This window comes from Marinimicrobium sp. ARAG 43.8 (genome assembly GCF_050113635.1).
In the GTDB taxonomy this organism is placed as follows: Bacteria; Pseudomonadota; Gammaproteobacteria; order Pseudomonadales; family Cellvibrionaceae; genus Marinimicrobium.
In genome coordinates this window covers 95,244-121,629 of the sequence record NZ_JBNJLT010000005.1, presented here as the reverse complement: position 1 = coordinate 121,629, position 26,386 = coordinate 95,244, and the positions used below count along the sequence as shown (strand labels likewise).

Genomic DNA, 26,386 nt, shown 5'->3' with positions numbered 1-26,386 from the left:
CCATGACATACTCGATGACGCACTCAATGAAAAGTCCGATGACGCACGCGATCAAACTGTTGACTGCCCTGCTTCTGCTGGGTGCCCTGTTGGCGCCTGCCGTTAGCGCTCAGGAACTGATTGCCGAAGTCGACCGCCAGAATATTGGTTTGAACGACACGCTAGTACTGACCGTGCGCCAAAACGGGCGCAACTTTTCCGCATCGCCGGATTTTGAAGCACTCAGGCGCGACTTTGACATCCTGGGCAATCAGCGCAGTCACCAGACGCAAATCGTGAACGGCGACATGCAGGCCTGGACTGAATGGCGTCTCACCCTGTCACCGAAACGGGCGGGCACGCTGGATATTCCGGCCTTTGAGCTGGATGGCAATCTGAGTGAGCCGCTGGAAGTTAACGTCAAGGAAAACCGCGATCAGCCCGACAGCGAGGGCCGGAATATTTTTGTCGACACGGAGCTGAACAAAGAGCAGGTTCACGTGCAGGAACAACTGCTGTTCACCGTTCGTCTGTACAGCAGCGTCAATCTCGACGGAGCCGAAATCCAGCCACTGGAGATTGATAACACGGTGGTTAAAGTCGTCGGGGAGCAAAACTACATTTCCACCATCGACGGCCGTCAGCATATTGTGCTCGAAACCACGTATGCGCTGTTCCCCCAGCGCAGCGGCACACTGGAGATCCCCGCTCTTGTGTATGACCTGGCCGTCAGCCGCGGACAGCGGGACTTCTGGGGCCGCAGCTCCCGCCAGCGTCTGCGTACCGAACCCCACAGCGTCGAGGTTGAGGCCATCGCCCCGGATTTTCAGGGCAACACCTGGCTGCCAGCGCGGGATATCCACCTCAGCCAGCACTGGAGTGCCGACCCCGAAAAGCTGCGTCAGGGTGAGCCCGTCACGCGGCGTATTACACTCGAAGCCGATGGGCTGACCGCCGCCCAATTGCCCACGCTGGAGTTAGGTGAGGCGGATGGTGTCACCCTGTATCCGGACCGGCCACAAACCGACGAACAAGTCAGCGCCAGCGGCGTGCGCAGCACCAGCACGCTCACCGTTGCCCTGGTGCCCAACGCCGATGGTCGTATTACCTTGCCACCGGTAACGCTGCACTGGTGGGACACCGAAGCCAACGAACCCCGCACCGCCGAGCTGCCTGCCACACGCCTGAGTGTCAGCGCCGTCCCGGGTGCCGCGCCACCACCATCGACAACACCAACCGCCCGCGACGAGAGCACGCTCGACAACCCGGCGAACGTTCCCGCCAGCGCGCCGACCACCCCCATGATTACCTGGTTGCTGGCGCTGGCCTCTGCCATTCTGCTGGGCATCACCCTTTGGTTTGCTTTCGTGGTCTGGCGCCTCAAACGTACCCTCTCCGAACGCGAGCGTCAGGCGCAACGCGAACAGGATCGAGGCCGCGTGGCCCGAAGCCGAGCCTGGCAGGCAGTCAAGCGCGCCGCCGGCCATGGCGATCTTCCCGCCTTACGGCGCGCCCTGCTTGACTGGGGCACGGCCGTCTGGCCCGAAATACCGCCCCGCGGACTGACCGATCTCGCCGACCGACTGGAGGATGACCTGGCCCGGACCAAACTGCGCGAGCTGGACGCCCTGCTGTTCAATGGCAGCGACCACAGCGACTTTGATGCCCAGGCTCTGGTCCAGGCATTGAATCAAAGCCGGGCCGGACATCGTCGCCCCCGGGGCAATGAAGCCGGACTCAAGCCCCTCTATCGGGCATCAAAATGACCGAAGGCCGTTGGCAGGTCTACATGATCCGCGGTGACGACAACTGCCTGTATACGGGTATTACCACCGATATGACGCGTCGCTGGCGGGAGCATTGCGCCGGTGTACGCGGTGCACGTTACTTCCGGGGCCGGAGCCCCCGTGAGCTTTGCTATCTGGAGGCCCACCCGGACCGCAGCAGCGCGAGCCGCCGGGAGTATGCCATCAAGCAGTTAACACGCGCCGCCAAGGAGCAATTGATTGCCAGTGCCCCAGCCCCGGTTCAACCGCCCGGTAACAACGAATGAGCCGTCCGCTATGCGGCGACTGCGAAAGGCCGCTGAATGCCTGTTTGTGTCAGTGGCGTCGGCCCACAACCAATGCCGCGCCGCTCGTTATGCTGCAGCACCCGGATGAAGCCAGGCATGCAAAGAACAGCGCGATTTTGCTCTCACTGAGTCTCACGCAGGTGACGCGTCACATCGGCGAACAGTGGCCAGACAGCGTACTGGCCGAACTTCTGGGCAGCGACCGCTCTTCTGTCTTGCTTTACCCCGAGACAGAGGATCTGCCTGCCCCACCGCCACTGGACAACGTGCTAAACGCCGACGCACTGCCGCAGTTGGTGGTGCTCGACGCCACCTGGCGTAAAAGCCGCAAAATGTTGTACCTGAACCCGTATTTACAGCGACTGCCCCGGCTCTCCCTCCAGCAGGCATTTGCCTCCCGCTATCGAATCCGACGCACTCGCAAACCGGGACAGCTATCTACACTGGAGGCGAGTTGCCACGCACTGGCGCAATTGGAGGCCGACCGCGTAGACTATGCGCCCCTGCTCGACGCCTTCGAGGGTTTCAACGAGCAGCAATTGGCCTTTCGCCCCGACTGAACCCCCATCCGGTTATTCCGGGGCCCGCACACGCACCGACGGAGACACTGAGCGTTTATGAGCAACCACCACCCCGCTTTCGAGCCACTGCGCAGCCAGACCATCGACGCCCTGAACCTGCGGGTGGAAGAATACCGGCACCGGAAAACCGGGGCACAACACATCCACCTGGCCAGTGACAACACGGAAAACGTGTTTCTGGTGGCGCTCCGGACAGTGCCGGAAGACTCTCGGGGCGTGGCTCATATTCTGGAACACACCGCCTTATGCGGCAGCGAAAAGTACCCGGTGCGCGATCCGTTTTTCATGATGATCCGGCGCTCGCTCAACACCTTCATGAACGCCTTTACCAGCCCGGACTGGACTGCGTACCCCTTTGCGAGCCAGAACCGAAAAGACTTCGACAATTTGCTCGATGTTTACCTCGATGCCGTGTTTTTCTCGCGGCTGGATGAGCTCGACTTCGCCCAGGAGGGCCACCGCCTGGAGTTTAAAGAGCCGGACAACCCGCAATCCCCCCTGACCTACAAGGGCGTGGTCTTCAATGAAATGAAAGGGGCGATGAGTTCCGTGCCCGCGCAACTGTGGCAGGCACTGTGCCGTTACCTGTTCCCCACAACCACCTATCACCACAACAGTGGCGGCGACCCGGAACACATTCCCGACCTGAGCTATGAACAATTAAAGGATTTCTACCGCACTCATTACCATCCAAGTAACGCGATTTTTATGACCTACGGCGATATCCCTGCCGAGGAACACCAGCGTCAATTCGAAGAAAAGGCGCTGCACCGGTTCGAACCGCTGGACACCGTAATTGCGGTTGGCGAGGAAAAGCGTTACCACGCTCCCATTACCGTGGAAGAAGCCTACCCGCTGGAGGCCGGAGTCGACCCCACGGACAAGCACCACCTTGTCATGGGCTGGCTGCTGGGTAATATCACCAACCTGGACGAAACACTGGAAACCCAGCTGTTAACATCGGTGCTGCTGGATAACAGCGCCTCGCCGCTTCTGCACGCGCTGGAAACCACCGACCTGGGGCAATCGCCCTCCCCCCTGTGCGGACTCGACGATTCACAATACGAACTCACGTTTGCCTGCGGCCTGGAAGGCTGCACACACGAAGCCATTCCCGCCATCGAACAATTAATCCTGGAAACACTGGAAAACGTGGCCGAGAACGGCGTCCCTGCGGAATTGCTGGAAAGCGCCCTGCATCAGTTGGAACTGCAACAGCGGGAAGTCGGGGGCGATGGTTTCCCCTACGGCCTGCAACTGATTATGGCGTGCCTGCCCGCCGCCACTCACCGCGCTGACCCCATTGCGCTGCTGGACCTCGATACCGCGTTGGTCAAACTGAGGGAAAAAGTGCAGGCCCCGGACTTTATTCCGGCACTCGTGCGTCGCTGGTTGCTGGATAACCCACACCGGTTGCGACTCACCCTGCGTCCTGACACCGAATTCAGCGAGCGCGCCCAGCAGGCCGAACAGCAGCGTCTGGAAAAGATCAATCAACAGCTAACCGACGATGATCGCCAGCGTATTGTCGAACGCGCTAAAGCGCTTCAGGAGCGTCAGGTTCAGAAAGATGATGACAGCATTCTGCCAAAAGTGGGCCTGGAAGATATTCCCCAGTCCATGAGCTACACCGAAGGCTCACGCGCTCCGCTGGACAGTGCGCAGCCAGAGGGCAGTGTATTGTCCCGTTATGGCGCCGGCACCAACGGCCTGGTCTATCAACAGGTCACCTGCAAGCTGCCTGCGCTCGCCGAAGATCAACAATCACTGCTCCCACTGTACTGCAATGCATTGACCGAAGTCGGCCTGGGCGACAAGGACTATCTGGCCGTTCAGCGCTGGCAAGCCAGCGCCGTGGGCGGTATCAGTGCATCGGCCACCGTGCGTGGTGCCACCGATGATGTGCAGAATATTGATGGTTATTTCTCGTTGAGCACCAAGGCGTTGAGTCGCCACACCGACGCCATGAACGAGCTGTTGAGCGCCACCCTCACCGCACCTCGGTTTGATGAGTCCTCCCGTCTGAAAGAGCTGGTATCCCAGATGCGAGCCCGGCGCGAACAGAGCATTACCGGCAACGGCCACAGCCTCGCCATGCTCGCCGCCTGTGCCGGTATGGCGCCTTCGGCACGCCTCACCCACCGGCTGAGTGGGCTTGAAGGGATTGCTTACCTGAAGACGCTGGACCGCAACCTCAAAGACCCGGAGGCTCTACAAGCCTACGCCAGGCAGTTGACCGACCTGCACGAGCGCATAGAGTCCGCCCCACGCGAGTTTTTGCTGGTCGGCGAGCCGCAAGAGCTGGATGGACTCAGCCAGCGCATCGCCCGTCATTGGAGCGCAACGCCAGCAGCACCCGACTTCCAGGCTTTTGCGCTGCCCACCACGCACGAAACGGTGCGCGAAGGCTGGTTGACCGGCACACAGGTCAACTTTTGCGCCCAGGCGTATCGCACCGTACCGTCCGAACACCCCGATGCGGCTCCACTGACGGTGCTGGCCGGCTTTCTTCGCAATGGCTATTTACACCGCACCATCCGCGAACAGGGCGGCGCCTACGGCGGCGGTGCCAGTCAGGACAACAATATCGCGGCGTTCCGGTTCTTCTCCTATCGCGACCCGCGCCTGGCGGATACGCTTAAGGATTTCGAGGCCGCGGTGGACTGGCTTCTGTCCAGCGAGCACGAGTGGCAGCCGGTGGAAGAGGCGATTCTCGGCGTGGTGAGCGCCTTGGACAAACCGGCCTCCCCCGCCGGCGAAGCCCGTCAGACCTATCAGTCGGAACTGTTTGGCCGCACCCGCGAGAAGCGGGAAACATTCCGTAATCGCGTTCTGGCGGTCACACTGGCAGACATCCAGCGGGTAGCCAACACCTACTTGAAGCCGGAGCAAGCCAGCACCGCGGTGGTCAGCCACAGCGGCGAGCGGGCCACTCTGGAAGCCCTGGGGCTGACTATTCGCGAACTGTGACGATCTATAGTTTTCCATCGCCAAGTGTTTTAGGATTTCGAAGCTGGGGGTAGTCCCGATACCCCCTGGAGCCGAGAACGACAACGGACACCTTATGCCCGACCAGCCATTGGACTACAGCGCCGCGACCAACGCCGGTCATCGACGCGACAACAATGAAGACGCCCTGCTGAGCCTCCCAGAGAACGGTCTGTGGGTGGTCGCCGACGGCATGGGCGGGCACGAGGCGGGCGAAGTGGCCAGTGCCATTGTGCGCGACACGTTGCTCGATCAACGGCACAACAGTCTCACCCAGGCGATCCAGTCATCGCATCAGGCCGTGCTGGAGGCCGCTGCCAACGGTGAGGGAGCGCCGGGGATGGGCTCGACAATTGTGGCGCTGCGCAGCCACAAAGGCGAGTACGAAGTGGCCTGGGTCGGTGACAGCCGTGCCTACCTGTGGACGCACACGGCGGACGGTGGGCGCCTCGAACGTCTGACGACCGATCATTCCTACGTGCAAATGCTGCTCGCGTCGGGAGCCATTGCAGAGGAAGAAGTCGAGCACCACCCGGACAAGAACATTATCACCCAGTGTCTGGGTTCTCATGAGTTACGGGAAGTACGGGTGGATTCCGTACACGGCCAGTGGCAGGAACACCAGTGGATTCTATTGTGCAGCGACGGCCTGACCGACGAACTCGACGATGAGGCCATCACCCGTCTACTGTATCGCAGCAGCAGCCCGGGCGCCGCTGTCGATCGGTTGATGCAGGCCGCCCTCGATGCTGGAGGACGGGACAATATCACCTTACAGCTGGTGCAGTCTCCGCTGAACCCGATCCCGCGCTGGAACACGCTGAAGCAGTGGCTGCCTCGCTTGAGCGCACGAACTGCCTCTGAACGAGTGTGGCCGAACTTGTTATTGAATGGGGTGTTGCTGGCCTCGCTGGCGCTAGTGATTTATTGGGTGATTCCCTGATGCATATTCCGGGGTATCGCATTATTCGCAAGATCAACCAGGGAGGCATGTCCAGCGTCTACCTGGCGATTCAACTGAGCGTTGGGCGGGAAGTGGCGCTCAAGGTAATGTCGCCCGCGCTCAATAGCGATCCCGTTTTTAGCGAACGCTTCCAGCGCGAAGCCAATATCGTGGGCCAGCTTTCCCACCCCAATATCGTCTCGATTTACGACATCGGTCGTCATAAAAACCTCAACTACATCGCCATGGACTACCTGCCCGGTGGCTCCGTCCAGGAACGTATGGCAAGCGGGCTCAGCACCACCGCCGTGCTGCGCATCATGCACGAAGTCGCCGGTGCGCTGGATCACGCCCACGACAAAGGGTATATCCACCGGGATATCAAACCGGAAAACATTCTGTTCCGGGAAGACGGCTCCGCCGTGTTGTCCGATTTCGGCGTGGCTAAAATGGTCAGCAACGTGTCGCGCATGACGAATGCGGGCACCGTGGTGGGCACGCCGCATTACATGAGTCCGGAACAAACCCGGGGCAAGCCCGTGGACGGCCGAGCCGATATCTACAGCCTGGGTGTCGTTTTTTACGAAATGCTCACCGGCCAGGTGCCCTATCAGGCCGATGAAGCCGTGGCTATCGCCATCAAGCACCTTACGGCACCCATCCCTCACCTGCCGACGCATTATCAGCACTATCAGCCCCTACTGGATCGACTGCTGGCCAAAGATCCCGACAAACGCTTTCAGCGCGGCCGGGACCTGAGGGCAGCGCTGGATGAGCTGGAGGGACCCGAAGCCCTGTCGCAAGCCTATCTTTCCAGTGCGGGAGGATCGACTCGTGTACAGTTGCTTTCACTGTTCCGCGCCTTGCTCGCCACCGCTGTGCACGCTCTGCGGGAACAGGGCCGACACTTCTGGCGCTCAACGGTTTCCCTGCGCTGGACACCGCGCCGCGGCCTGTACCGACACCCTCCCACGCAGGTGACGCACATCGAAGGGCCGATCCCGCCGCGCACTGACCAGTACACCACCGTGGTTTCCACCAACGTTCAGGTTGCCACCCACTATTACCCTGTGGCCCGCCGCTGGCGGCGAAGCTTGTCGCTCATTATTGTCCTGCTGGGTATCTGGAGTCTGTTCAGTGTCGCCATGGAACGTCAGTGGCTGCCTGGTCAAGACCGCTTGCCCGCGAGTATTGCTGGCGCTACCCGAGAAACCACCCGCTGGCTCGGAGCCAGCCCGCCGGACGAAGAAGCCACCGGCGCTTCGGACCCTGTCGCTATCCAACCCTCCAGCCAACCGCTGGTGCTGCGACCGGAAAGCACATCGGCACCCGGGACTGATCGCAACGCCTTGCCCATTCTCTGGCCGGAGTTGGCCACGGATGTGGCCGAGACCGAGAACGCTTCTGATCCGTCTGTGCCACCGCGTTTTGAGCTTCGCGTGCAACCCGAGCCGGAAAACGCGCAGGTGCGTATTATGAATATCGCTGAGCCTTACTACCCGGGCATTCCATTATTGCCAGGGCGCTACCGCATAGAGACCCGGCACGCCGGTTACGATACCGACAGCCGTTGGGTGGAAATTATCGACGAGCCCACGACGCTGTCAGTCAGCCTCAAGAAAACCCCAGTGGCAGGCGCCACCTTCCACAATGCGCTGGAGGACGGTGGTCGAGGCCCGGACATGGTCATCGTGCCAGCAGGCCGCTTCACCATGGGCAGCAAAAAAGACAGCCGCAGCATGCCCGAGCGCCGTGTGCGTATCCCACGCGCCTTTGCGATCAGCCGTTACGAAATCACCTTTGCGGACTACAGCAAATTCGCACAGGCTACCGACCGCCCGCTCCCCAACGATCACCGGTGGGGGCGGGACAGCCGCCCGGTGATGAATGTCAGTTGGAATGACGCAAACGCTTACGTGCAATGGCTCAGTGAACAAACCGGAAAACCCTACCGGTTGCCGAGCGAAGCCGAGTGGGAGTACGCGGCCCGTGCAGGTGCCGAAAGCCTGTACTGGTGGGGAAATGACGAAGACAGCGCGACCGGCATGGCCAATTGCCGCCGCGGATGTGATAGCGATTTCACCGGCCTGTTTTCGGCAAAAAGCGCCCCCGTGGGCACCTACCCGGCCAATGAGTTCGGCCTGCACGACACGGCGGGCAATGTCTCTGAATGGACCGAGGACTGTTACCGAAATCATTTGCTGGAAATGCCCGAAACGGGCGCGCCATTAATCGCAGAGGATTGCCCTGAGCGCACCGTTCGTGGCGGTTCGTTCGCCGACTCAGCTACCAATATTGCTGCCCACATACGCTCCGGGCAAGCCCCCGGTTATCAGGACAGCACGATCGGTTTCCGAGTGGTGGTAGAGCTTTATTGAATCTCCTCGCCCTGGCCATAAACCCGGGGCTCTATTTCCAGTTCCACCCCGTACTCATCGGCAACGGATCGATGAATCTCCTTCGCCAGCGCCAGAACCTCCTGCCCCGACGCATGCCCTGCATTGGTTAATACCAAAGCCTGCTGGTGATGCACGGCCACCGGGCCGCGCCGCACGCCCTTCCAGCCAGCACGCTCAATCAGCCAACCGGCCGCCAGCTTGACACTTCTCGCATCGGCGGGGAACGACACCATCCCCGGGTGCTGAACCTGCAGGCTGAGAAACTGGTCCAGTGCCACCAGGGGATTCTTGAAGAAGCTTCCCACGTTCGGCACTTCGGCCGGGTCGGGCAGCTTGCTACGCCGTACCCGGCACACCGCGTCACTGACCAGGCGCGGGGTTAACTGATCCACCGGCACCGTTGCCAGCGCTTCTCGCAGCGCTGGGTAGGTTACTTTTACGTGAGGCTGGCGCGCCAGCCGTAACGTCACGGACAGAATCAAATAACGATCCCGTCCCTCGCGCTTGAAAAAACTGTCCCGATAGCCGAAACGACAGGCGCCGTGATCAAACACCCGGCACTCACCCGTCCTGACATCCACGGCTTCCAGTTCGGCAAACACATCTTTAAGTTCTACACCGTAGGCGCCAATATTCTGAATCGGCGCGGCCCCTACGGAACCCGGGATCAGCGACAGGTTTTCCAGCCCCCAGTAACGAGCGTCAAGGCAATATTGCACCAGTTCATGCCAGTTTTCCCCCGCCGCCACTTGCAACCAGTAATGAGAGCGGTCTTCACGCACCAGCGTTTTACCTTGCAACTGCATATGCAATACGAGGCCGGGAAAATCGTTGGCCAACACCACGTTGCTGCCCCCGCCCAAAGGTAACAGCGGCAGGTTATTTTCCCGCGCAAACGCCAGCAGCAAGGGCAATTGCTCCCGATCCGTCACGGCGGCGTAAAAGCGGGCTTTCGCCGGCACGGCCAGGGTGTTGAATGGCTGTAAATTAACGTCGTTTTGAATCATGTCAGAGCCGTTGACGAACATCGTTCAATAAACCTTCACAGGCGTCTTCGACCAGGTCCAGAACGTGCTCGAAGCCCTGATTACCGCCATAATACGGATCGGGCACTTCGCGTTCATTAAACGTTCTGGCGAATTCCAGAAACAGGCCGAGGTGACCGCGATAGTTTGCGGGGGACAAGGCACGAAGATCCATTAAGTTACTCTCGTCCATGGCCAGGATATAGTCGTAGTGTTCAAAGTCGGCTTCATCGGACTGTCGTGCACGCAAGTGACTCAGGTCGTAGCCTCGCTGAAGCGCGGCGGCTGCCGAACGCGCATCCGGCGATTTTCCAATATGCCAGGCTGCCGTTCCAGCGGAGTCAATCTCTACTTGTTCACTCAATCCGGCTTCACGAATTTTGTGTTCAAAAATACCGTGCGCCGTGGGAGATCGGCAGATGTTTCCCAGGCACACAAATAACACGCTGATAGTCATTCAATTTACCTCTGTTTTTCACGTTCTATTCGCTGCTCGTGATGGAGGTTCCTATTAGGCTCCGCGCCGGGATCCACATTTAACTCTTCGATTTGGCACTGAGGTGTAAGAAGGGCTAGGCCTGTGTAGACACGCCGTGAACCCATCCATGGGGGCTTCATGTCGGCATCCTGCCTCCAAGAGTCTACACAGGCCTAGCCCTTCTTACACCGGAGCCTGCCGATAAACTTCCCCCAAACGTAGAGAGACTTATTGCTTCAACAAAAGAGATCGCACCCGCTCCAGATCACCCGGCGTGTCCACCCCGCCGGGCACCGGCTCACAAGCCTCCGCCACGTGGATCGACTCACCCCGCCACAGCACCCGCAATTGTTCCAACGATTCAAACTGCTCCAGAGGCGCTCGCTCCCAAGTGATAAAACGGTGTAAAAGCCCCACGCGGTACGCATAGATACCAATATGACGACGCGCCGGCAACGAGGTCGGCCACTCTCCGGCCGAGAACGCATCGCGCGGATAGGGAATCGGCGCTCGACTGAAATACAGTGCCATGCCGGAATGATTCATGACCACTTTTACAATATTCGGGTTGCGGAAATCGGCCTCTGATTCAATCGGCTCGCACAACGTCGCCACACTGGCGCTCGGGTGCTTTGCCAGGTTGTCCGCGACCTGATTGATCACCGCCTCTGGAATCAAAGGCTCGTCACCCTGTACGTTCACAACGATGGCGTCATCCGGCAGTGCCAGCGCAGTCACGACTTCCTGCAAGCGATCCGTACCGGATTCGTGCTGATCGGATGTCATGCACACCTGGGCACCGAACGACTGGCCTGCCCGCTCAACCCGGGCATCGTCTGTCGCAATAACCACTTGTTGCGCCCGGCTTTCCTGCGCACGCTGGTACACATGCTGAATCATTGGCTGGCCGTTAATCGTCGCCAACGGTTTGCCTGGCAGGCGCGTGGACGCGTAACGGGCGGGAATCACCACGTAAAAACTCATTGCGAAACGGTCCTGTCGGAAGATTTTTTCAGTCGGCGTACCCGCTCCAGAAAATCAGACCAAAAGCGGGCGTCCAGTTCGGCTTCAACGTTTAACGACCACCAATGCGGCTCCGCAAAGACGGCGCACTTTACAGCGTCTTTGTCGGTCATCACTACCGGCTCGTCGTCACCAAACGACAGCTCCTCTGGCCGGTAATCATGATGATCGGGAAAGGGGTGCGCTTCCGCTCTCAAATGCAACGCTTCAAGTGTTTTGAAAAAGCGCTCCGGGTGGCCAATGCCAGCCACCGCGTGGACCCGGCTCTGGGGCTCGAAATGATTCAGTGCTCGGTGTGAGCCATCGGCAACCGACTGCCAGCGCACAGGAATAACGCGCATGCTGGAGAGCTTCACATCATCGCCCAAACGCTCCGCTACACGTTCCGGAGCGCCGTTCACCATCACCCAGTCCACCTCAGCAAGCCGAGACACCGGTTCTCGCAACGGACCGGCCGGCAGGCATTGTTCGTTGCCAAAAACGCGCTCGCCATCCACCACGGCAATTTCCAGTTGCCGGGCCAGACGGTAGTGCTGCAATCCATCATCACTGAGAATCAGATCGCATCCTTCTTCGCACAGCCGCTGCGCTGCGGCGACTCTGTCCGGGCTGACACACACCGCACAACCGGTCGCCCGGGCTATGGTCAATGGCTCATCACCACTGTGCAAGACCGGTGTTTCCGGTGTCACCCGCAAGGGGTACGCGGGGGCATTACCACCGTAGCCACGACTGACCACACCGGGGCGATACCCTTCTCGCTGGAGGCGGCGAACCAGTGCAATAATCAGAGGCGTTTTACCGGTGCCTCCCACGGATATATTGCCCACCACGATCACGGGTGATGACACCTGCACCGAAGACCGTTGCAAACGCTGGCGACGACGGCGGGCAACGGCAGAAAACACAGCACTGACTGGCCGCAACGGCCATTGCCACTGACCGCCCCGATACCAGACATTTTCCCAAAAGCGTGACTCGCTCATGCGCGATTCAATCCGCTGACTCAGGCCGTCGAGTGGTAATACTCAAATGCACAAAACCTAACTGCCCCGCCGCATCCATCGCTCGCACGACACTCTCGTGCGGCGCCCGGGCATCGGCGGTAATAATGAGTGGTCTTTGATTATCACCGTCTGAGGCTTTTTCAAGCGCTGATTTGAGAGTGACTATTTGCCGGTTGACCAGGCTTCGCCCATTCACTGAGTACTCGCCTTCCGCGGTAATCAGAATATCCAACGGTGCATCGACCTCTACCGCTGGTTCCCCTTCGGCTTCGGGCAAATCAATACTGAGGTGCGTCTCTTTGGTAAAGGTGGTGGACACCATAAAGAAAATCAGCAACAGGAACACCACATCAATCAGTGGTGTCAGGTTAATGCTGTCGTTTTCCCGGGGCTGACGTCGAAAATGCACGGCTCGTTCTCCGTTCGCTCAGTTCTTGACGTCGACACGGCGGTCGCTGTGCAGCGCATCCACCAGTTTTACGGCATCCTCTTCCATCGTCACCACGATGTCATCGACTCGACGCTGGAAAAAACGATGCAGAATCATTGCCGGGATAGCCACGGTTAAGCCCGCCGCAGTCGTAATCAGCGCCTCGGAAATGCCGCCTGCCAGTACACTGGCATTCCCTGTTCCTTGCAGCATGATAGCGGTGAACACTTTGATCATGCCAATGACGGTGCCTAACAGGCCGAGCAGGGGGGCGATATTGGCAACGGTGCTCAACACGGAGAGATAGCGTTCCAGTTCATGTACCACCTGATTGGCCGCTTCCTGAATACTGTCTTTCATCACATCGCGCCCCTGGTGCGAATTACTCAATCCGGCGGCAAGCACTCGCCCCAGCGGGGAGGACTGTTTGAGTTCACGCAATTTTCCGGCATCGAGCTGATTGTTTTTAATCCAGCTCCATACCTGTGCCAGCAAATGGCGTGGAGCAATTTTCTTGGGATTCAGCGTCCAATAACGCTCGCCGCCAATGGCGATCACCAGGACGGAGCAAATGATGATTGGCAACATCAGCCAACCACCCGCAGTTATTATGTCAAACACAACAGCGTTCCTCTTGCAAACTGTGCGGTGCCACGATTAAGGGGCGCAAGGATAAGCGCGCAAGATAGCACAGACAAAAACCTTCGGGGAAACACCCCGTCACATTTTTCCTCGGTTCATACTCCCTCAGTTCACACGACTCAATACCACCAGCGATGAGAGTCGATGCGATGGCGCGTTATCGTTAAGCGTCCGCGTTCATCCCATTCAAATTGCACGGCGCCATCAAATGCCGTGTTGTGCACTCTGGCGCGAACGCGCCGGTACCGTTTCAGAACCTCGGCTTTCGGGTGGCCATGCCGCCCTTTATAAGCAGCGCTGACCAGCGCATGTTCTGGTCGAAGGCGCGTGACAAATGCATCGCTGGAAGAGGTATTGGCACCGTGGTGCGGCACCTGCAGAACGGTAATCCGCTCCGGCAGCAACCCATCTCCCAGCAATCGCCACTCCACCTCCCGCTCGATATCACCCGTCAACAGCAGCGTCTGGCCCGAATAGTCGATCAGCAGGACACAGGAGCGGTTGTTGCGATTGGGGCTGGCGGGAAAACCGTTGTGCAAAAAACGGAAGCGCACTTGATTCCACTGCCAGGGGGCGGTGTGATGGCAATCAGACATCCCAGTTTCCGAGTCGCCTCGCACGAGGCTTCGTGCCGGTATTTCATCCAGCAACCCATGCAGACCGCCCGCGTGGTCGTCGTGAGCATGGCTGATGACCACCCGGTCCAGTTCGCTGACACCCACCTGTCGCCAGTAGGGAGCCAGAATCGCCCCGCCCGCCTCCAGACTCTCGCTGTAGCGCGGCCCCGTATCATACACCAGCGTGTGATCGGGCGTCTGCACGGCCACGGCTAAGCCCTGCCCGACTTCCAGGAATACGACCCGTAACGGCGGTACTGCCGGCGGAGGCAGGCTCAGCGCCACCGGCACACACAGATAGCCCAGATACCGGCCCGGCAGCCCGCGAGGCAATAAGACCAGCAGCGTCCCTGCCAGGGCCATAAGTGTGGCCGTCGGCGTCAGGTAAGGACGCAACATGACGAGGTCCCGCCAGCGATCCAGCCAAAGCAGCCAGGTATCCAGCCAGCCGAGCGCCCAAATGGCCACGGCCAGCGTCGCGTCACTGAGTACCGGAGCCACACCGGCCAGTGAAGCCGCCAGCAACAGCCAGGGGACAACGAGAAAGGTGACCCATGGGACGGCAAGAAGGTTCGCCACCGGTGACAGCAGGGTCGCGCTACCCACCAGCAGCCATAAGGGAATCAATAACCCCAGAAACACCACCCACTGCGAGCGCCACAACACCCACCCCGGCCATCTTCCCGTAGGCTCGACTCCCGTGGACACCCGCCCCGACAACGTGAAAAGCAGAACGGCGACCGCCAGAAAGCTGAGCCAAAAACCGCTATCCAGCACCGCTAACGGGTCCAGCATCAATACCAGCACCAATGCAACCCACCAGGCGTTCCAGGGGAAGAGCGTGCGCCGTCGATACCAGGCCCATTGGACCACAAGCACCATGATCAACGCCCGTTGAGTGGGGATACTGAAGCCCGCCAGGGCGCTGTATCCCAGCGCGAAGACAAGCGCCAGAGGATGAGCCAGGCAGGAGGCGGGCCAACGGACTCCCAGTAGAAGAGCCAAACGCCCGATCCCGGTCCCCCACAAAAAGCCGACCCAGGCCACAAAGCCGATATGGAGACCCGAAATGGCCATCAGGTGATGGGTGCCAGTACTTTGTAATAGCGACCAGTCTTCCGCCGCCAGCGCCGAGCGATCGCCGATTAACAGGGCCTGCATCCAGCCCAGTAAATCGGGTGGTGCCCGCTCTCGCAACCAGTGCCGTGCCCGCTCTCGCCAATGACTGATCGACCCATATGACGGCTCGGAAAGGCGGCGATTTTCCGGCCCTTCACGCACGTAACCCGTCGCGTCCACCTTCTGTCGCATCAGCCACAGGGCGTAGTCGAATCCGGCCGGGTTTACGAAACCGCGGGGTGCTTTAACGCGCACTTTTAGGCGCCACTCTTCCCCGGCGTGCCACCCGGAACCACCATACCAACTCAGCCGTACACGCCTCAGGGGCAATGCCAACGGCTGTCCGGATGTGTCCGTCACAGCGCTGACTGCCAGCAGACTGCGTATCCGACGTTCGTTTTGGTCGGGCAACCCAATCAGCCGCCCCTCAATCACGATATCGTGCCCACTGAGGTCTTCCGGCAGACGATGCAACAGATGCTCATGCGACGCCAGTAGCGCCCACCCAAACCCCAGTGAAAACGCAAGCAGCATTCTGCGGAGAAACGCGTGGCGAGCCAGGAGTGCGGCAATAAAGAGCAGTGGAAGGAAAGACCAGGCCGGCGGGAGTGACGGCAAAAACGCCACCGAAGCCATCCCCGTGGCCATAGCCATTGCGGTGGTTCTAAGCCTGATATTGGCGCCGGACGCCGCGTTGCGTTCGAACCATCGATAACGTGGCAGCAGCCTTGCTTTTTCAATGCCTTTTGCTTTCATTCCGTGCTTTTACATTCCTTGTTTTACATTCCTTTGCACACCACCGTGGAAACCGGCAGAGGTCAAGCGTTGTTAAGGGGGGCTATTATGGAGCGTCGAAAGGACTCGACCAAGCTTGTGAGCCGCCCTGCGAGCGGTAATCACCGGAATTGTGATGCAGCACACCTCAACAACCGGTTACCCGCGTTGCGTCTTGGGCGAACATCGCCCGGCTTGATCATCGTTTTTTCACAATAAGACAGGCATAATGGCCCTTTTACCCAGCCGTTATTGTGATCGAGTATGGCACGTAAGTTGCTCCGGCGCTTTATTCCCAGTCATTCCGCCATCAAGAAGCTGCCCGCCCTGCATTTTCTCGGCGACATGCTTCATGATCCCAATTTGTTTCATTTAAACCGGCATTCGGTCTCTGCTGCGTTCTTTGTGGGCATTTTTGTCGCGTTTATCCCGTTACCAGGACAAATGCCCATTGCGGCGGTCTTTGCGTTATTGCTGCGCTGCAACCTTCCAATTTCCGTCGCCCTGGTATGGATCAGCAATCCATTGACCATGCCCGTGCTGTTTTTCGCCACCTATCAGTTGGGACGCTGGTTACTCAATGTCCCGCCCGTAAGCGTGTCACTGGAGCTCAGTTGGCATTGGTTGATGCATGAGTTCAGTCTTATTTGGAAGCCGTTGCTGGTCGGCTCATTGTTATCCGGCCTGGTATTTGGCCTCCTCGGCTACGTCGTCATGCAGCTGTTCTGGCGTTGGACAGTGATCAAGAGTTGGCGGCGGCGCAAACAGCGCCGCCAGGCGAGAAAAGCGGAGCGAAATAGAGAGCAGGACGCCCCGCGCTGAGTCGGCGGCGGCCTATTCGAAGCGCAGTGCCTCGGCGGGTTGAACCCGTGTGGCTCGCCAGGCGGGATACAGACTGGCCACCAGACTCAGACTTAGAGCCACGGCGGCCACCAGGAAGACGTCCGGCCAGTGCAAATCCGAAGGGAGGTAGCTGAGCGGGTACACATCGGAGTGCAAAAACTGAATACCCAGCACCCCCTCCAGCCACTGCACCCAGTCCGTCACCCAGAACGAAAGCCCAACGCCCAGCACTGAGCCAATCAGGGTTCCCACCACACCGATAATGCCGCCCTGGATCAGGAAAATACCCAGTATTTCCATGCTGGAGGCACCGAGCGTGCGCAAAATAGCAATATCACCCTGTTTGTCTACCACCACCATAATCAGGGTCGAAACGAGGTTGAACGCGGCAATCCCAATAATCAGGAACAACAACAGCCCCACCAGTTGCTTGGACATATGGATGGCCTGATACAGGTTGCCGTGGGTACGGGTCCAATCCGATGAATAGAACCCATTGGGGAGTTCATACACGATGGAGCGAGCCAGTGTCGGTGCCTGAAACAAGTCCGAGACTTGGAAGCGCACGCCGCTGGCCCGGTTTGGATACGCCGTCAATGCCGCGGCGGTTGCCATGGTGGTCAGGGCAAGCTGGTTATCGAGTTCAGTGCCCGTATCGAATACCGCCAATACGGTCAGCGCCTGAATATTCGGTGCGCCCTCCCCCGAACTGGAAGGCACGACAAGGGTGAGTTTGTCGTCGGCAGAGACCGAAAGTTTTTGAGCCAGCCCACCACCCAGCAAAACCCCATGGGGGGTGTCCTGAAGCCTGTCCCAAATATCCTGCGGTAAATACTTCGACAGCTCTCTTTGCGACGCCCATGCTTCATCCGGCAAACCGTACAACCCGACCGGGGCCACCTCGCGTTTGTGGGAGAGTAGCGCCTCCAACTGCACGAACGGCGTTACCGCGGTCACTTCAGGACGAGCGCGAATGTCATCCGCCACACCCTGGTAATTCTCGATTCCACCGTCGCGATAAATCGCCCCGTGCGGCATGATACCGAGAATGCGGTCGCGCAGCTCGCGATCAAAACCATTCATTATCGCCAGTACGGTAATCAGCAACGCGACACCGATAACCAGTCCCAGGATCGACACCGAGGAAATAAAAGACACCAGTTGGCTGTGGCGACGAGAGATCGCATAACGGCGACCCATCAGCCAAGTGTAGTTAGTCCACGGCATGCAGCGCCCCGCTTTCCAGCGTCAACACCCGATCCATGCGCCGGGCCAGAGCCAAATCGTGGGTAACCACCACGAACGCCGTACCACTGCTTTGATTCAGTTCAGCCATTAAGGCCTGTATCGACTCCGCTGTCTGCGTATCAAGATTACCGGTGGGTTCATCCATCAGGACACAGGCTGGGCGCGTCACCAGTGCGCGCGCGATGGCGACCCGCTGCCGTTCACCTCCGGACAATTCCGAGGGCTTGTGCGTAAGCCGTTCACCCAGCCCGACACGCTCAAGCAGTGCACTGGCGCGCTCGCGCGCTTCCCGTCGCTCCATACGGCCAATCAACAGCGGCATGGCAACATTTTCCAGCGCACTGAACTCCGGCAGTAAATGGTGAAACTGATACACAAAGCCCAGTTGTTTATTGCGCAGCCGCCCCCGCTGATCAGCGCTCAGCGCCGGGAGTGATTGACCGGACACTTCCACATCCCCGGAGCATGGCACATCGAGCCCACCGAGAATATTGAGCAGCGTGGATTTCCCTGAGCCCGAGGCGCCGACAATTGCCAATCGCTCACCGGCGGATACCGTCAAGTTCACCCCGTGCAAGACCTGCACGGTCTGAGGCCCCTGACGGTAGGTTTTTCCGACCTCCCGGCAGCGCAGAACGGCCGTCGAATCACTCATAACGCAACGCCTCGGCTGGTTCGATTTTTGCGGCCCGGTAGGCCGGATATAAAGTGGCTAGAAAGCTGAGCAGCAACGCCACACCGCACGTAAGTGCCACATCCTGCCACATCAGTTCGGACGGCAGGTGGCTGATAAAGTAAACAGAGGGATCGAACACCTGCATATTCAGCAGCGACTCCATAAACGCGACAATCGGGCCGACAAACCAGGCGAGCACACAACCCACCACCGCACCAATCAGCGTTCCGGCCACCCCGACTGCCGACCCCTGCACCACAAATACCGCCATGATTTGCCGGGCGCTCAACCCCAACGTACGCAGCACAGCAATATCACTGCGTTTGTCCGCCACCATCAATACCAGGCTGGACACAATGTTGAATGCCGCCACGGCAATAATGATGCCCAACAGCACGGCGATCACGACTTTTTCCATTTTGACGGCCTGGAAGAGACTGCCCTGCGTCTGGCTCCAGTCCCGCACGCGATAGCGCTCCGGCAGCTGTGTCGCCAATTCGTTCAGGACCGGTGCCGCTCGATAGATATCCTCTACTTGCAGTTGAATCCCTTGCACGCTGTCGTCCCGGTAACGAAACAGTCGGCGGGCATCGTCCAGATGAATCAGTGCCAGACGCTGGTCAAGCTGGGCGCGCACTTCAAACACACCCACCAGTGTAAAGCGTCGAACGCGGGGGTACACGCCTGCGGGTGTGATGCGAATATCCGGCAAGGTAATCGTGACAGAATCGCCCAGCGCCAGACCAAGCTGACGAGCCAGAATTCGACCCAGTACAATCCCGAACTTTCCCGGCTGCAAATAGTCCGTCGTGCCCAAAAACATGTGGGCCTCCACCTGTGCGACGGATTCCTGAGCTTCCGGCAATATGCCTTGAATCTGGATACCCTGAATGCCTGACCCGTAGTTGAGCAGACCAAACCCCTCGATATAAGGCGCTGCTCCGAGTACTTCGGGGTGTTGCATGACCTGATCCGCCAGTGGACGCCAATCATCCAGGGCAGGATCTGCATCGATAAACCCGTGAGGAATCACCGAAAGAATGCGCTCTTTCATTTCGCGGTCAAAGCCATTCATCACCGACAAAACCACGATCAACGCCATCACCCCAAGCGCCATGCCCACCAGGGAAAATGCACTGACAAAAGAAATAAACTGATTGCGGCGTTTTGCGCGGGTGTAGCGCAGGCCGATATGTAGAGGCACATTGACTGGCATGAAGCGCATTTAACCCTATTGACCGATGAGCCACAAGCCCGCAAGACGCTTTTTACCCGGCACGCAACGCGGTATGCTATAACTCATTATTAAACGTTCCACGCACTGGACCCATTATGTCTGAACGTCGCCTCTATTTTCGCATCGACGACTATGTGGATATTGAATACCTGGCCGTCGACGAGCAAACCCGACAGCGAGCGCCGGCGGAACACCTTTTTCCCGGAAGCGGCGCCCTGAAAACCTATGCAGAACTGAAAAGAATCGACAGCGAAGCCACGCAGTTGTTCTACCAGATCAAAGATAAAGATCGTCAAATCGCCGACTACCTGTACTTGCTCAACCGCAAGATCGACCTGCTCGGGCAGGAGCTGATCAGCGAACCGCGTCGTCATCGCTCGGCCAGCAGCCAAAATGACCAGCGCGTCAGTATCAGCGAGGGCGGCGTGGCCTTCACCCATACTCGTCCGATAGAAACCGGCCAGTTGCTGGCGTTAAATCTGACCTTCCTGCCCACTTATGTCGGTCTTGCCCTGTACGCGCACGTCACGCGGTGCGAACCGGTTCACACCGGCCTTTATGAAATTGCGGCAGAATTCGAGTCATTGAGCGAAACCCAACAACAGCTGCTCAGCCAACAGATCATGCGTGTCCAACTCGCGGAAAAGCGTCGCCATCAGGACCTGGAGTCCGGGGGAAACAGCGACACGTACCACCAAGGAGCTTCCTAGATGCCTAATTCCCGTTTTCTTATCGCCCTGTTCGGGTCGATCACTACCGCCGCCACCCTTTCGCTGCCGACGCTTGCCCAGGCCGATCAGGTTACTGTCCCGGTCGGGCAGCAGGCCAGTCGGGGGGCGATGTCGCTGCCGACACACGGCATGACGCAAATGCAGGTTGAAGAGCGTTTTGGTGCTCCCGAGCAGCGCCGGGCCGCCGTCGGCGACCCGCCCATTTCACGCTGGGAATACGCCGATTACGTCGTGTATTTCGAGCGCGACCGGGTGCTTCGGGCCGTGGTGAAATCAGACCCGGGCACCACACGTGCGGCTAGCGGCGGTTGATGCGATTCAACCCGTCCAGCGCCGCCAGCCGATAAGCTTCTGCCATGGTGGGGTAGTTAAAGGTGGTATCGACAAAAAACTGTATCGTATTGCCCGCCCCACCCTGACTCATGATCGCCTGGCCAATGTGGACAATCTCGGAGGCCTCTGCACCGAAACAGTGAACGCCGAGAATCTCCAGACTGTCGACGTGAAATAAAATCTTCAGCATGCCGACGTCTTCACCACTAATCTGGCCCCGAGCTGTATTCTTGAACAACGCCCGCCCGACCTCATAGGGCACTTTTGCCGCTGTCAGTTCGGTTTCTGTCTTACCGATGGAACTGATCTCCGGGATGGTATAAATCCCGGTGGGAACGTTGGTCACCGGCTTGCAGGGCTGACCGGTGATAACCGCCGCCACAGCCCGCCCCTGGTCAAAAGAAGCGCTGGCCAGGCTAGGCCAGCCGATCACGTCTCCCACGGCAAAGATATTGTCCACCGCGGTGCGATAATCCTGCGACACCTTGAGGTTACCGCGGTGATCCGCTTCCAGGCCCGCCGCTTCCAGATTGAGCTTGTCGGTATTACCGCTGCGCCCGTTACACCACAGAATCGCGTCCGCTTTCAGGCGCTTACCGGACTTGAGGTGCAAGGTCACGCTGCACTCACTGGCCTCGATGGACTCATACTCCTCGCTGTGACGCACGGTCACGCCATTGCCGCGTAGCTGGTAGCTGAGTGCGTCGGAAATTTCATCGTCCAGAAACGACAACAGCCGATCCCGGTTGTTGATCAAATCAACATTAACCCCCAGTCCGCAAAAAATGGAAGCGTATTCACAACCAATAACGCCAGCACCGTAGATAATCATATTACGGGGCGTGTGCTGCATTTCCAGAATCGTATCGCTGTCGTACACCCGAGGGTGATTAAAGTCTACATCCGCTGGACGATAGGGGCGCGAACCGGTAGCGATGATAATCGAGTGCGCGCTGATGGTTTCATGCGCACCGTCACCCTGGTCGACGCTGACTGTATTGGCATCCACAAAAGACGCCATGCCAGTATGCAGCATCACCCGGTTACGAATATAGAACTCCGTATGCAGCTCAACCTGCTTGGGAATGACGGTTGAAGCGGCTTCCAGCACGCGCGGGTACGACAACCAGCGGGTATCGCCCATTTCACGAAACAGACTGACGCTGTTATAACGAATCAATTGCTTAACGGCATGGCGCAACGCCTTGGAGGGAATTGTGCCTTTGTGAGCGCAGTTGCCACCCACATGCGAGCGCCCTTCTACCACCGCCACTTTAAGACCGGATTTCGCCGCTGACATTGCGGCACTTTCACCCGCTGGTCCGGAACCAATTACCAGCACATCATAGGTGTGATCAGCCACTAGCTGCGCTCTCCTGTCTTGGTTGTCGAAGTTGTCGATGACGGCCGACTGGCATCGTACGCCAAATCATCCACAGGTAATCCCGCCTCCTGGCGCTCGTTGATCTCCTTGCATTTGTTCTCGTCGTTGCCGCACAGGTCACAGACGTAATCCCGTTCACCCAGAGCGGCCCCAACACCACCGCAGGAACCTTTCAGAGGCTGTCGACCAAACAGAACCCCAATTGACATGCCGGCCACTACCAGCAGCATGACAAGAAGAGAGACCAATACCATACCCATACTTTCACCTCATTTCCGGGCCGGAAGCCAGGGCTCAAATGCCGCAGAGTACCGATCACTAAAACCCTCATCGGTTTTGACAATCATATACACGGCAAGTTTTTCCCGCTCAGCTACCGCCATTCCGGCTTCAGGACCCAGCACATTCAGGGTCGTTGCCCAGGCGTCTGCCTCCGCGCTGGTTTTAGCGAGCACGGTAACCGACGCCAGGTTGTGTTGAATCGGTTTTCCGGTGCGCGAGTCAATGGTGTGCGAATAGCGCTGATCATCGCGCTCGTAATAGTTGCGGTAATCACCCGAGGTGGCCATCGCGATATCACTTAACGCAAGCGCCAAACGACCTGAGTGTCGCAGCATGGCGGGTTGTTCCACGCCGATGCGCCACGCATCGCCGCGAGGGCTTTGACCGGCCAGACGCACCTCACCACCAATTTCCACCAAGTAGTGTTTCACGCCTTGCGACTCCAGCCAGTTAGCCACATAGTCCACACCATAGCCTTTAGCCACCGCTGACAGGTCAAGCTCAATATCGGTCAACCGGCGAGCCCTGTTCCCATTCAACTCCAGGTGGTGATAACCCACCTGAGACTGCAGCGTAGCAATTTCCGCTTCGGTAGGCACCTGTTCCGGTTGTGCTTCGGGGCCAAAGCCCCAGAGATTTACCAGGGGTCCCACCGTAATATCGAAAGCGCCATCGCTGCGCTCACTGATCCGCTGGCTGATGCTCAACACCTCTGCCAATGGCTCGGGCAGCGTTTGCCACTCTTGCAGAGGCGACCGGTTGAAGCGCATCAGATCCGAGTCATCAATGTAAGTGGACATCTGCTGATTGATCAAGACCAGGGCTTTTTCTACACCCGTTTCAATCCCAGCCGTATCCACTGTCAATGACTCGCCAGCGTCGGCCACCAGCGTAATGTGATAGGTGGTACCCATGGTGTCGCCGGAGAACTGATAGTGTTCCCGCTCCGTCCTGGACTCACACGCTGAAAGCAAACAACCTATAAATAAAAACGAGGCCAGCAGTACCGGCCTCGTTTTTATTGTTGTGAGAGCGTTGTTCAATCTGTGTCCTCTCAAATCAACCGCCGAAATCATCCAACATAATGTTGTCGTCTTCCACACCCAGATCCTTGAGCAACTTAATGACCGCGGCGTTCATCATTGGCGGTCCACACATGTAGAACTCGCAATCTTCCGGAGCCGGATGGTCTTTGAGGTACATATCGTACAGCACATTATGGATAAAACCGGTGGGGCCTTCCCAGTTATCCTCGGGCTGTGGATCAGACAGCGCTACGTGCCACTCGAAGTTTTCGTTCTCTTCCTGCAGTTGGTCATACTCTTCGTGGTAGAACATTTCACGCAAAGAACGGGCACCGTACCAGAAGGTGATCTTGCGGTCAGTCTTGATACGACGCAGCTGGTCGAAAATGTGCGAGCGCATCGGCGCCATACCGGCACCACCACCAATGAAGACCATTTCCGCATTGGTATCTTTAGCGAAGAACTCACCGAAGGGCCCATAAACAGTAATCGTGTCACCCTGCTTCAAGCTGAATACATAGGAGGACATGATACCGGGCGGGATGTCCTTTGAGCCCGGGGGCGGCGTGGCGATCCGGATATTGAATTTCACAATACCCTTTTCTTCCGGATAGTTCGCCATAGAGTAAGCGCGCATCACCGGCTCAGTCACTTTGGATTCCAGATCAAAGAAGCCAAAACGCTCCCAGTCTCCGCGGAATTTCTCTTCAATATCAAAGTCCTTGAACTTCACATGGTGGGGTGGGCATTCAAGCTGCACATAGCCACCCGCACGGAAATCCACGTTTTCGCCTTCCGGCAATTTCAGTGTGAGCTCTTTAATGAAAGTGGCGACGTTCGGATTTTTCTCGACTGTGCACTCCCACTGTTTTACACCGAACACATCTTCGGGAACTTCAATGACCATGTTTTCTTTAACCGGAGTCTGGCAGGACAACCGCCAGCCCTCACGGGCTTCACGCTTAGTGAAATGGCCTTCTTCTGTCGGCAGCATGGCACCACCGCCCTCTTCCACCAGGCACTTACATTGCGCACAGGTACCGCCACCGCCACAGGCCGACGGCAGGAAAAGACCCGCATTAGCCAGGCTTTGTAGCAACTTGCCACCGGCCGGTACGGTAATGGTTTTTTCACCATTGATTTCGATATTCACGTCGCCACTGCTTACCAGCTTCGCGCGAGCACTCAAGATGATTGCCACCAGCGCCGCAACGATGACGGTGAACATCACTACGCCCAGGATAATTTCCAAATTCATTTAGCCTACCTCGCTGGTTTACAGATCGATGCCGCCGAAGGACATGAAGCCCAGGGACATGAGACCAACAGTAATGAAGGTAATGCCCAGACCCCGCAGGCCCGCCGGCACGTCGCTGTACTTCATTTTCTCGCGAATACCCGCCAGTGCAGTAATAGCAAGAGCCCAACCCACACCAGAGCCGGCGCCAAAAGCGACACTCTCTGAGAAGTTGTAGTTCCGCTCCACCATAAACAGTGAGGAACCGAGAATGGCACAGTTCACTGTAATCAGCGGCAGAAATACGCCCAGGGCGTTGTACAGCGCAGGCACAAACTTATCCAGCACCATTTCCAGAATCTGCACCAGAGCCGCGATAACACCAATATAGGTGATCAAACCGAGGAAGCTCAGGTTGACGTTCGGTAAACCCGCCCAGGCCAACGCACCGTCTGCCAACACATAGGTGTAGAGCAGGTTGTTGACCGGAACGGTAATCACCTGCACCACAATAACCGCAATGCCCAGACCAAAAGCCGCGCTGATTTTCTTGGAGATGGCCAAAAAGGTACACATCCCCAGGAAGAAGGCCAGCGCCATGTTTTCAATGAAAACAGTCCTTACAAAAATACTCAGTAACTCTTCCACGATCAGGCCTCCTGAGGCTGGGTATTAGGCGCCATTTTGTACTCATCTTCCTCTACCTGCTCCGGTTTCCAGGCGCGAATAGCCCAGATGAAGAAGCCGATCAGGAAAAAGGCACTCGGCGGTAACAACATCATGCCATTAGGCACGTACCAGCCACCTTCATTGACAGGTGTCAGTAAGCTCACGCCAAACAGGCTGCCAGAACCAAACAGTTCGCGAATGAAGGCCAGGCCCAGCAAAATGACACTGTAGCCCAGACCATTACCCACACCGTCCAAAAAGCTCGGAACCGGCGGGTTTTTCATGGCGAACGCTTCGGCACGACCCATCACAATACAGTTTGTGATGATCAGGCCGACAAACACCGACAGTTGCTTACTGATATCGTAAGCCACCGCCTTGAGCACCTGGTCCACCAAAATTACCAGAGAGGCAATAATCGTCATCTGCACAATGATTCGAATACTGCCCGGAATGTGGTTGCGCACCATGGAAACGAACAGGTTGGAGAATGCAGTGACCACGGTCAGAGCGATACACATCACCAAAGTAACGCTCAGGCTGTTGGTAACCGCCAGTGCAGAACAGATCCCCAGAATCTGAAGCGCAATCGGGTTGTTGTCAAAAATGGGTTCAATCAGAAGCTTTTTCATCATCTTCATG

25 protein-coding genes are annotated in these 26,386 nt (G+C 58.0%); 9 read left to right on the top strand and 16 right to left on the bottom strand.

Annotated features, from left to right (window positions below):
- The first annotated feature begins 2 nt into the window (after positions 1–2).
- The 6 genes from ACQCLF_RS11260 (at position 3) to ACQCLF_RS11235 (ending at position 8,943) form a co-directional block, all read left to right on the top strand.
- Positions 3–1,745: a BatD family protein gene (locus tag ACQCLF_RS11260; protein WP_426987288.1), complete on the top strand. Its 1,743-nt coding sequence runs from the start codon at positions 3–5 to the stop codon at positions 1,743–1,745.
- Positions 1,742–2,032, top strand: a complete 291-nt coding sequence (locus ACQCLF_RS11255) for a GIY-YIG nuclease family protein (protein WP_426987286.1) — start codon at positions 1,742–1,744, stop codon at positions 2,030–2,032. The genes ACQCLF_RS11260 and ACQCLF_RS11255 overlap by 4 nt, the downstream gene beginning before the upstream one ends.
- The gene (locus tag ACQCLF_RS11250) at positions 2,029–2,613 is read left to right on the top strand and encodes a tRNA-uridine aminocarboxypropyltransferase (RefSeq protein WP_426987284.1); all 585 of its coding nucleotides are present in this window, start codon (positions 2,029–2,031) and stop codon (positions 2,611–2,613) included. Before ACQCLF_RS11255 ends, ACQCLF_RS11250 begins: the two co-directional genes overlap by 4 nt.
- Positions 2,614–2,670: 57 nt before the next feature.
- Positions 2,671–5,604: an insulinase family protein gene (locus ACQCLF_RS11245; protein WP_426987282.1), complete on the top strand. Its 2,934-nt coding sequence runs from the start codon at positions 2,671–2,673 to the stop codon at positions 5,602–5,604.
- A 94-nt stretch (positions 5,605–5,698) separates the two neighbouring features.
- Positions 5,699–6,565, top strand: coding sequence for a PP2C family protein-serine/threonine phosphatase (locus ACQCLF_RS11240; RefSeq protein ID WP_426987280.1), 867 nt, complete (start codon positions 5,699–5,701; stop codon positions 6,563–6,565).
- Positions 6,493–8,943, top strand: a complete 2,451-nt coding sequence (locus tag ACQCLF_RS11235) for a bifunctional serine/threonine-protein kinase/formylglycine-generating enzyme family protein (protein ID WP_426987278.1) — start codon at positions 6,493–6,495, stop codon at positions 8,941–8,943. Before ACQCLF_RS11240 ends, ACQCLF_RS11235 begins: the two co-directional genes overlap by 73 nt.
- Here the strand turns inward: ACQCLF_RS11235 and murB are convergent.
- The 7 genes from murB to ACQCLF_RS11200 form a co-directional block, all read right to left on the bottom strand.
- Positions 8,937–9,971 carry a UDP-N-acetylmuramate dehydrogenase gene (gene murB, locus ACQCLF_RS11230; RefSeq protein ID WP_426987276.1) on the bottom strand — a complete coding sequence of 345 codons (1,035 nt, stop codon included), beginning with the start codon at positions 9,969–9,971 and terminating at the stop codon, positions 8,937–8,939. The genes ACQCLF_RS11235 and murB overlap by 7 nt on opposite strands.
- 1 nt (position 9,972) lies before the next feature.
- The gene (locus ACQCLF_RS11225; protein WP_426987274.1) at positions 9,973–10,446 is read right to left on the bottom strand and encodes a low molecular weight protein-tyrosine-phosphatase; all 474 of its coding nucleotides are present in this window, start codon (positions 10,444–10,446) and stop codon (positions 9,973–9,975) included.
- Between the two features lie 249 nt (positions 10,447–10,695).
- Positions 10,696–11,451 carry a 3-deoxy-manno-octulosonate cytidylyltransferase gene (kdsB, locus tag ACQCLF_RS11220; protein ID WP_426987272.1) on the bottom strand — a complete coding sequence of 252 codons (756 nt, stop codon included), beginning with the start codon at positions 11,449–11,451 and terminating at the stop codon, positions 10,696–10,698.
- On the bottom strand, positions 11,448–12,476 hold the full coding sequence (gene lpxK / locus ACQCLF_RS11215) for a tetraacyldisaccharide 4'-kinase (protein WP_426987270.1): 1,029 nt from the start codon (positions 12,474–12,476) through the stop codon (positions 11,448–11,450). The genes kdsB and lpxK overlap by 4 nt, the downstream gene beginning before the upstream one ends.
- Positions 12,477–12,483: 7 nt before the next feature.
- Complete coding sequence (locus ACQCLF_RS11210) at positions 12,484–12,906, bottom strand: ExbD/TolR family protein (protein WP_426987268.1); 423 nt, start codon at positions 12,904–12,906, stop codon at positions 12,484–12,486.
- An 18-nt stretch (positions 12,907–12,924) separates the two neighbouring features.
- Positions 12,925–13,548 (bottom strand): MotA/TolQ/ExbB proton channel family protein, encoded by a 624-nt coding sequence (locus ACQCLF_RS11205; RefSeq protein WP_426987266.1) that lies wholly within the window; start codon positions 13,546–13,548, stop codon positions 12,925–12,927.
- A 140-nt stretch (positions 13,549–13,688) separates the two neighbouring features.
- Positions 13,689–16,061 (bottom strand): DNA internalization-related competence protein ComEC/Rec2, encoded by a 2,373-nt coding sequence (locus ACQCLF_RS11200; protein ID WP_426987264.1) that lies wholly within the window; start codon positions 16,059–16,061, stop codon positions 13,689–13,691.
- Positions 16,062–16,343: 282 nt separating this feature from the next.
- Here ACQCLF_RS11200 and ACQCLF_RS11195 point away from each other — a divergent pair, with 282 nt between their 5' ends.
- Positions 16,344–16,901, top strand: coding sequence for a DUF2062 domain-containing protein (locus ACQCLF_RS11195; RefSeq protein ID WP_426987263.1), 558 nt, complete (start codon positions 16,344–16,346; stop codon positions 16,899–16,901).
- A 12-nt stretch (positions 16,902–16,913) separates the two neighbouring features.
- Here the strand turns inward: ACQCLF_RS11195 and ACQCLF_RS11190 are convergent, their stop codons facing one another.
- Genes ACQCLF_RS11190 through ACQCLF_RS11180 form a run of 3 tightly spaced genes read right to left on the bottom strand, consistent with a single transcriptional unit; the run spans position 16,914 to position 20,062 of the window.
- Positions 16,914–18,149, bottom strand: a complete 1,236-nt coding sequence (locus ACQCLF_RS11190) for a lipoprotein-releasing ABC transporter permease subunit (RefSeq protein WP_426987261.1) — start codon at positions 18,147–18,149, stop codon at positions 16,914–16,916.
- Positions 18,136–18,825: a lipoprotein-releasing ABC transporter ATP-binding protein LolD gene (gene lolD / locus ACQCLF_RS11185; protein ID WP_426987259.1), complete on the bottom strand. Its 690-nt coding sequence runs from the start codon at positions 18,823–18,825 to the stop codon at positions 18,136–18,138. The genes ACQCLF_RS11190 and lolD overlap by 14 nt, the downstream gene beginning before the upstream one ends.
- Positions 18,818–20,062 (bottom strand): lipoprotein-releasing ABC transporter permease subunit, encoded by a 1,245-nt coding sequence (locus ACQCLF_RS11180; protein WP_426987629.1) that lies wholly within the window; start codon positions 20,060–20,062, stop codon positions 18,818–18,820. The genes lolD and ACQCLF_RS11180 overlap by 8 nt, the downstream gene beginning before the upstream one ends.
- 116 nt (positions 20,063–20,178) lie before the next feature.
- Between ACQCLF_RS11180 and ACQCLF_RS11175 the strand changes: the two genes are divergently transcribed.
- Positions 20,179–20,793, top strand: a complete 615-nt coding sequence (locus ACQCLF_RS11175; protein WP_426987257.1) for a PilZ domain-containing protein — start codon at positions 20,179–20,181, stop codon at positions 20,791–20,793.
- Positions 20,794–21,126 carry a hypothetical protein gene (locus ACQCLF_RS11170; RefSeq protein WP_426987255.1) on the top strand — a complete coding sequence of 111 codons (333 nt, stop codon included), beginning with the start codon at positions 20,794–20,796 and terminating at the stop codon, positions 21,124–21,126.
- Here ACQCLF_RS11170 and sthA read toward each other — a convergent pair.
- The 6 genes from sthA to ACQCLF_RS11140 form a co-directional block, all read right to left on the bottom strand.
- Positions 21,113–22,510 (bottom strand): Si-specific NAD(P)(+) transhydrogenase, encoded by a 1,398-nt coding sequence (sthA, locus tag ACQCLF_RS11165; protein ID WP_426987253.1) that lies wholly within the window; start codon positions 22,508–22,510, stop codon positions 21,113–21,115. The two genes, ACQCLF_RS11170 and sthA, sit on opposite strands and share 14 nt — an antisense overlap.
- Complete coding sequence (gene nqrM / locus ACQCLF_RS11160; RefSeq protein ID WP_426987252.1) at positions 22,510–22,791, bottom strand: (Na+)-NQR maturation NqrM; 282 nt, start codon at positions 22,789–22,791, stop codon at positions 22,510–22,512. Before nqrM ends, sthA begins: the two co-directional genes overlap by 1 nt.
- Positions 22,792–22,800: 9 nt before the next feature.
- Complete coding sequence (locus ACQCLF_RS11155; RefSeq protein WP_426987250.1) at positions 22,801–23,727, bottom strand: FAD:protein FMN transferase; 927 nt, start codon at positions 23,725–23,727, stop codon at positions 22,801–22,803.
- Between the two features lie 145 nt (positions 23,728–23,872).
- Positions 23,873–25,096 (bottom strand): NADH:ubiquinone reductase (Na(+)-transporting) subunit F, encoded by a 1,224-nt coding sequence (gene nqrF / locus ACQCLF_RS11150; RefSeq protein WP_426987249.1) that lies wholly within the window; start codon positions 25,094–25,096, stop codon positions 23,873–23,875.
- Positions 25,097–25,114: 18 nt separating this feature from the next.
- Positions 25,115–25,723 (bottom strand): NADH:ubiquinone reductase (Na(+)-transporting) subunit E, encoded by a 609-nt coding sequence (gene nqrE, locus ACQCLF_RS11145; protein ID WP_426987248.1) that lies wholly within the window; start codon positions 25,721–25,723, stop codon positions 25,115–25,117.
- Between the two features lie 2 nt (positions 25,724–25,725).
- On the bottom strand, positions 25,726–26,385 hold the full coding sequence (locus tag ACQCLF_RS11140) for an NADH:ubiquinone reductase (Na(+)-transporting) subunit D (RefSeq protein WP_426987246.1): 660 nt from the start codon (positions 26,383–26,385) through the stop codon (positions 25,726–25,728).
- Between the last annotated feature and the right edge of the window lies 1 nt (position 26,386).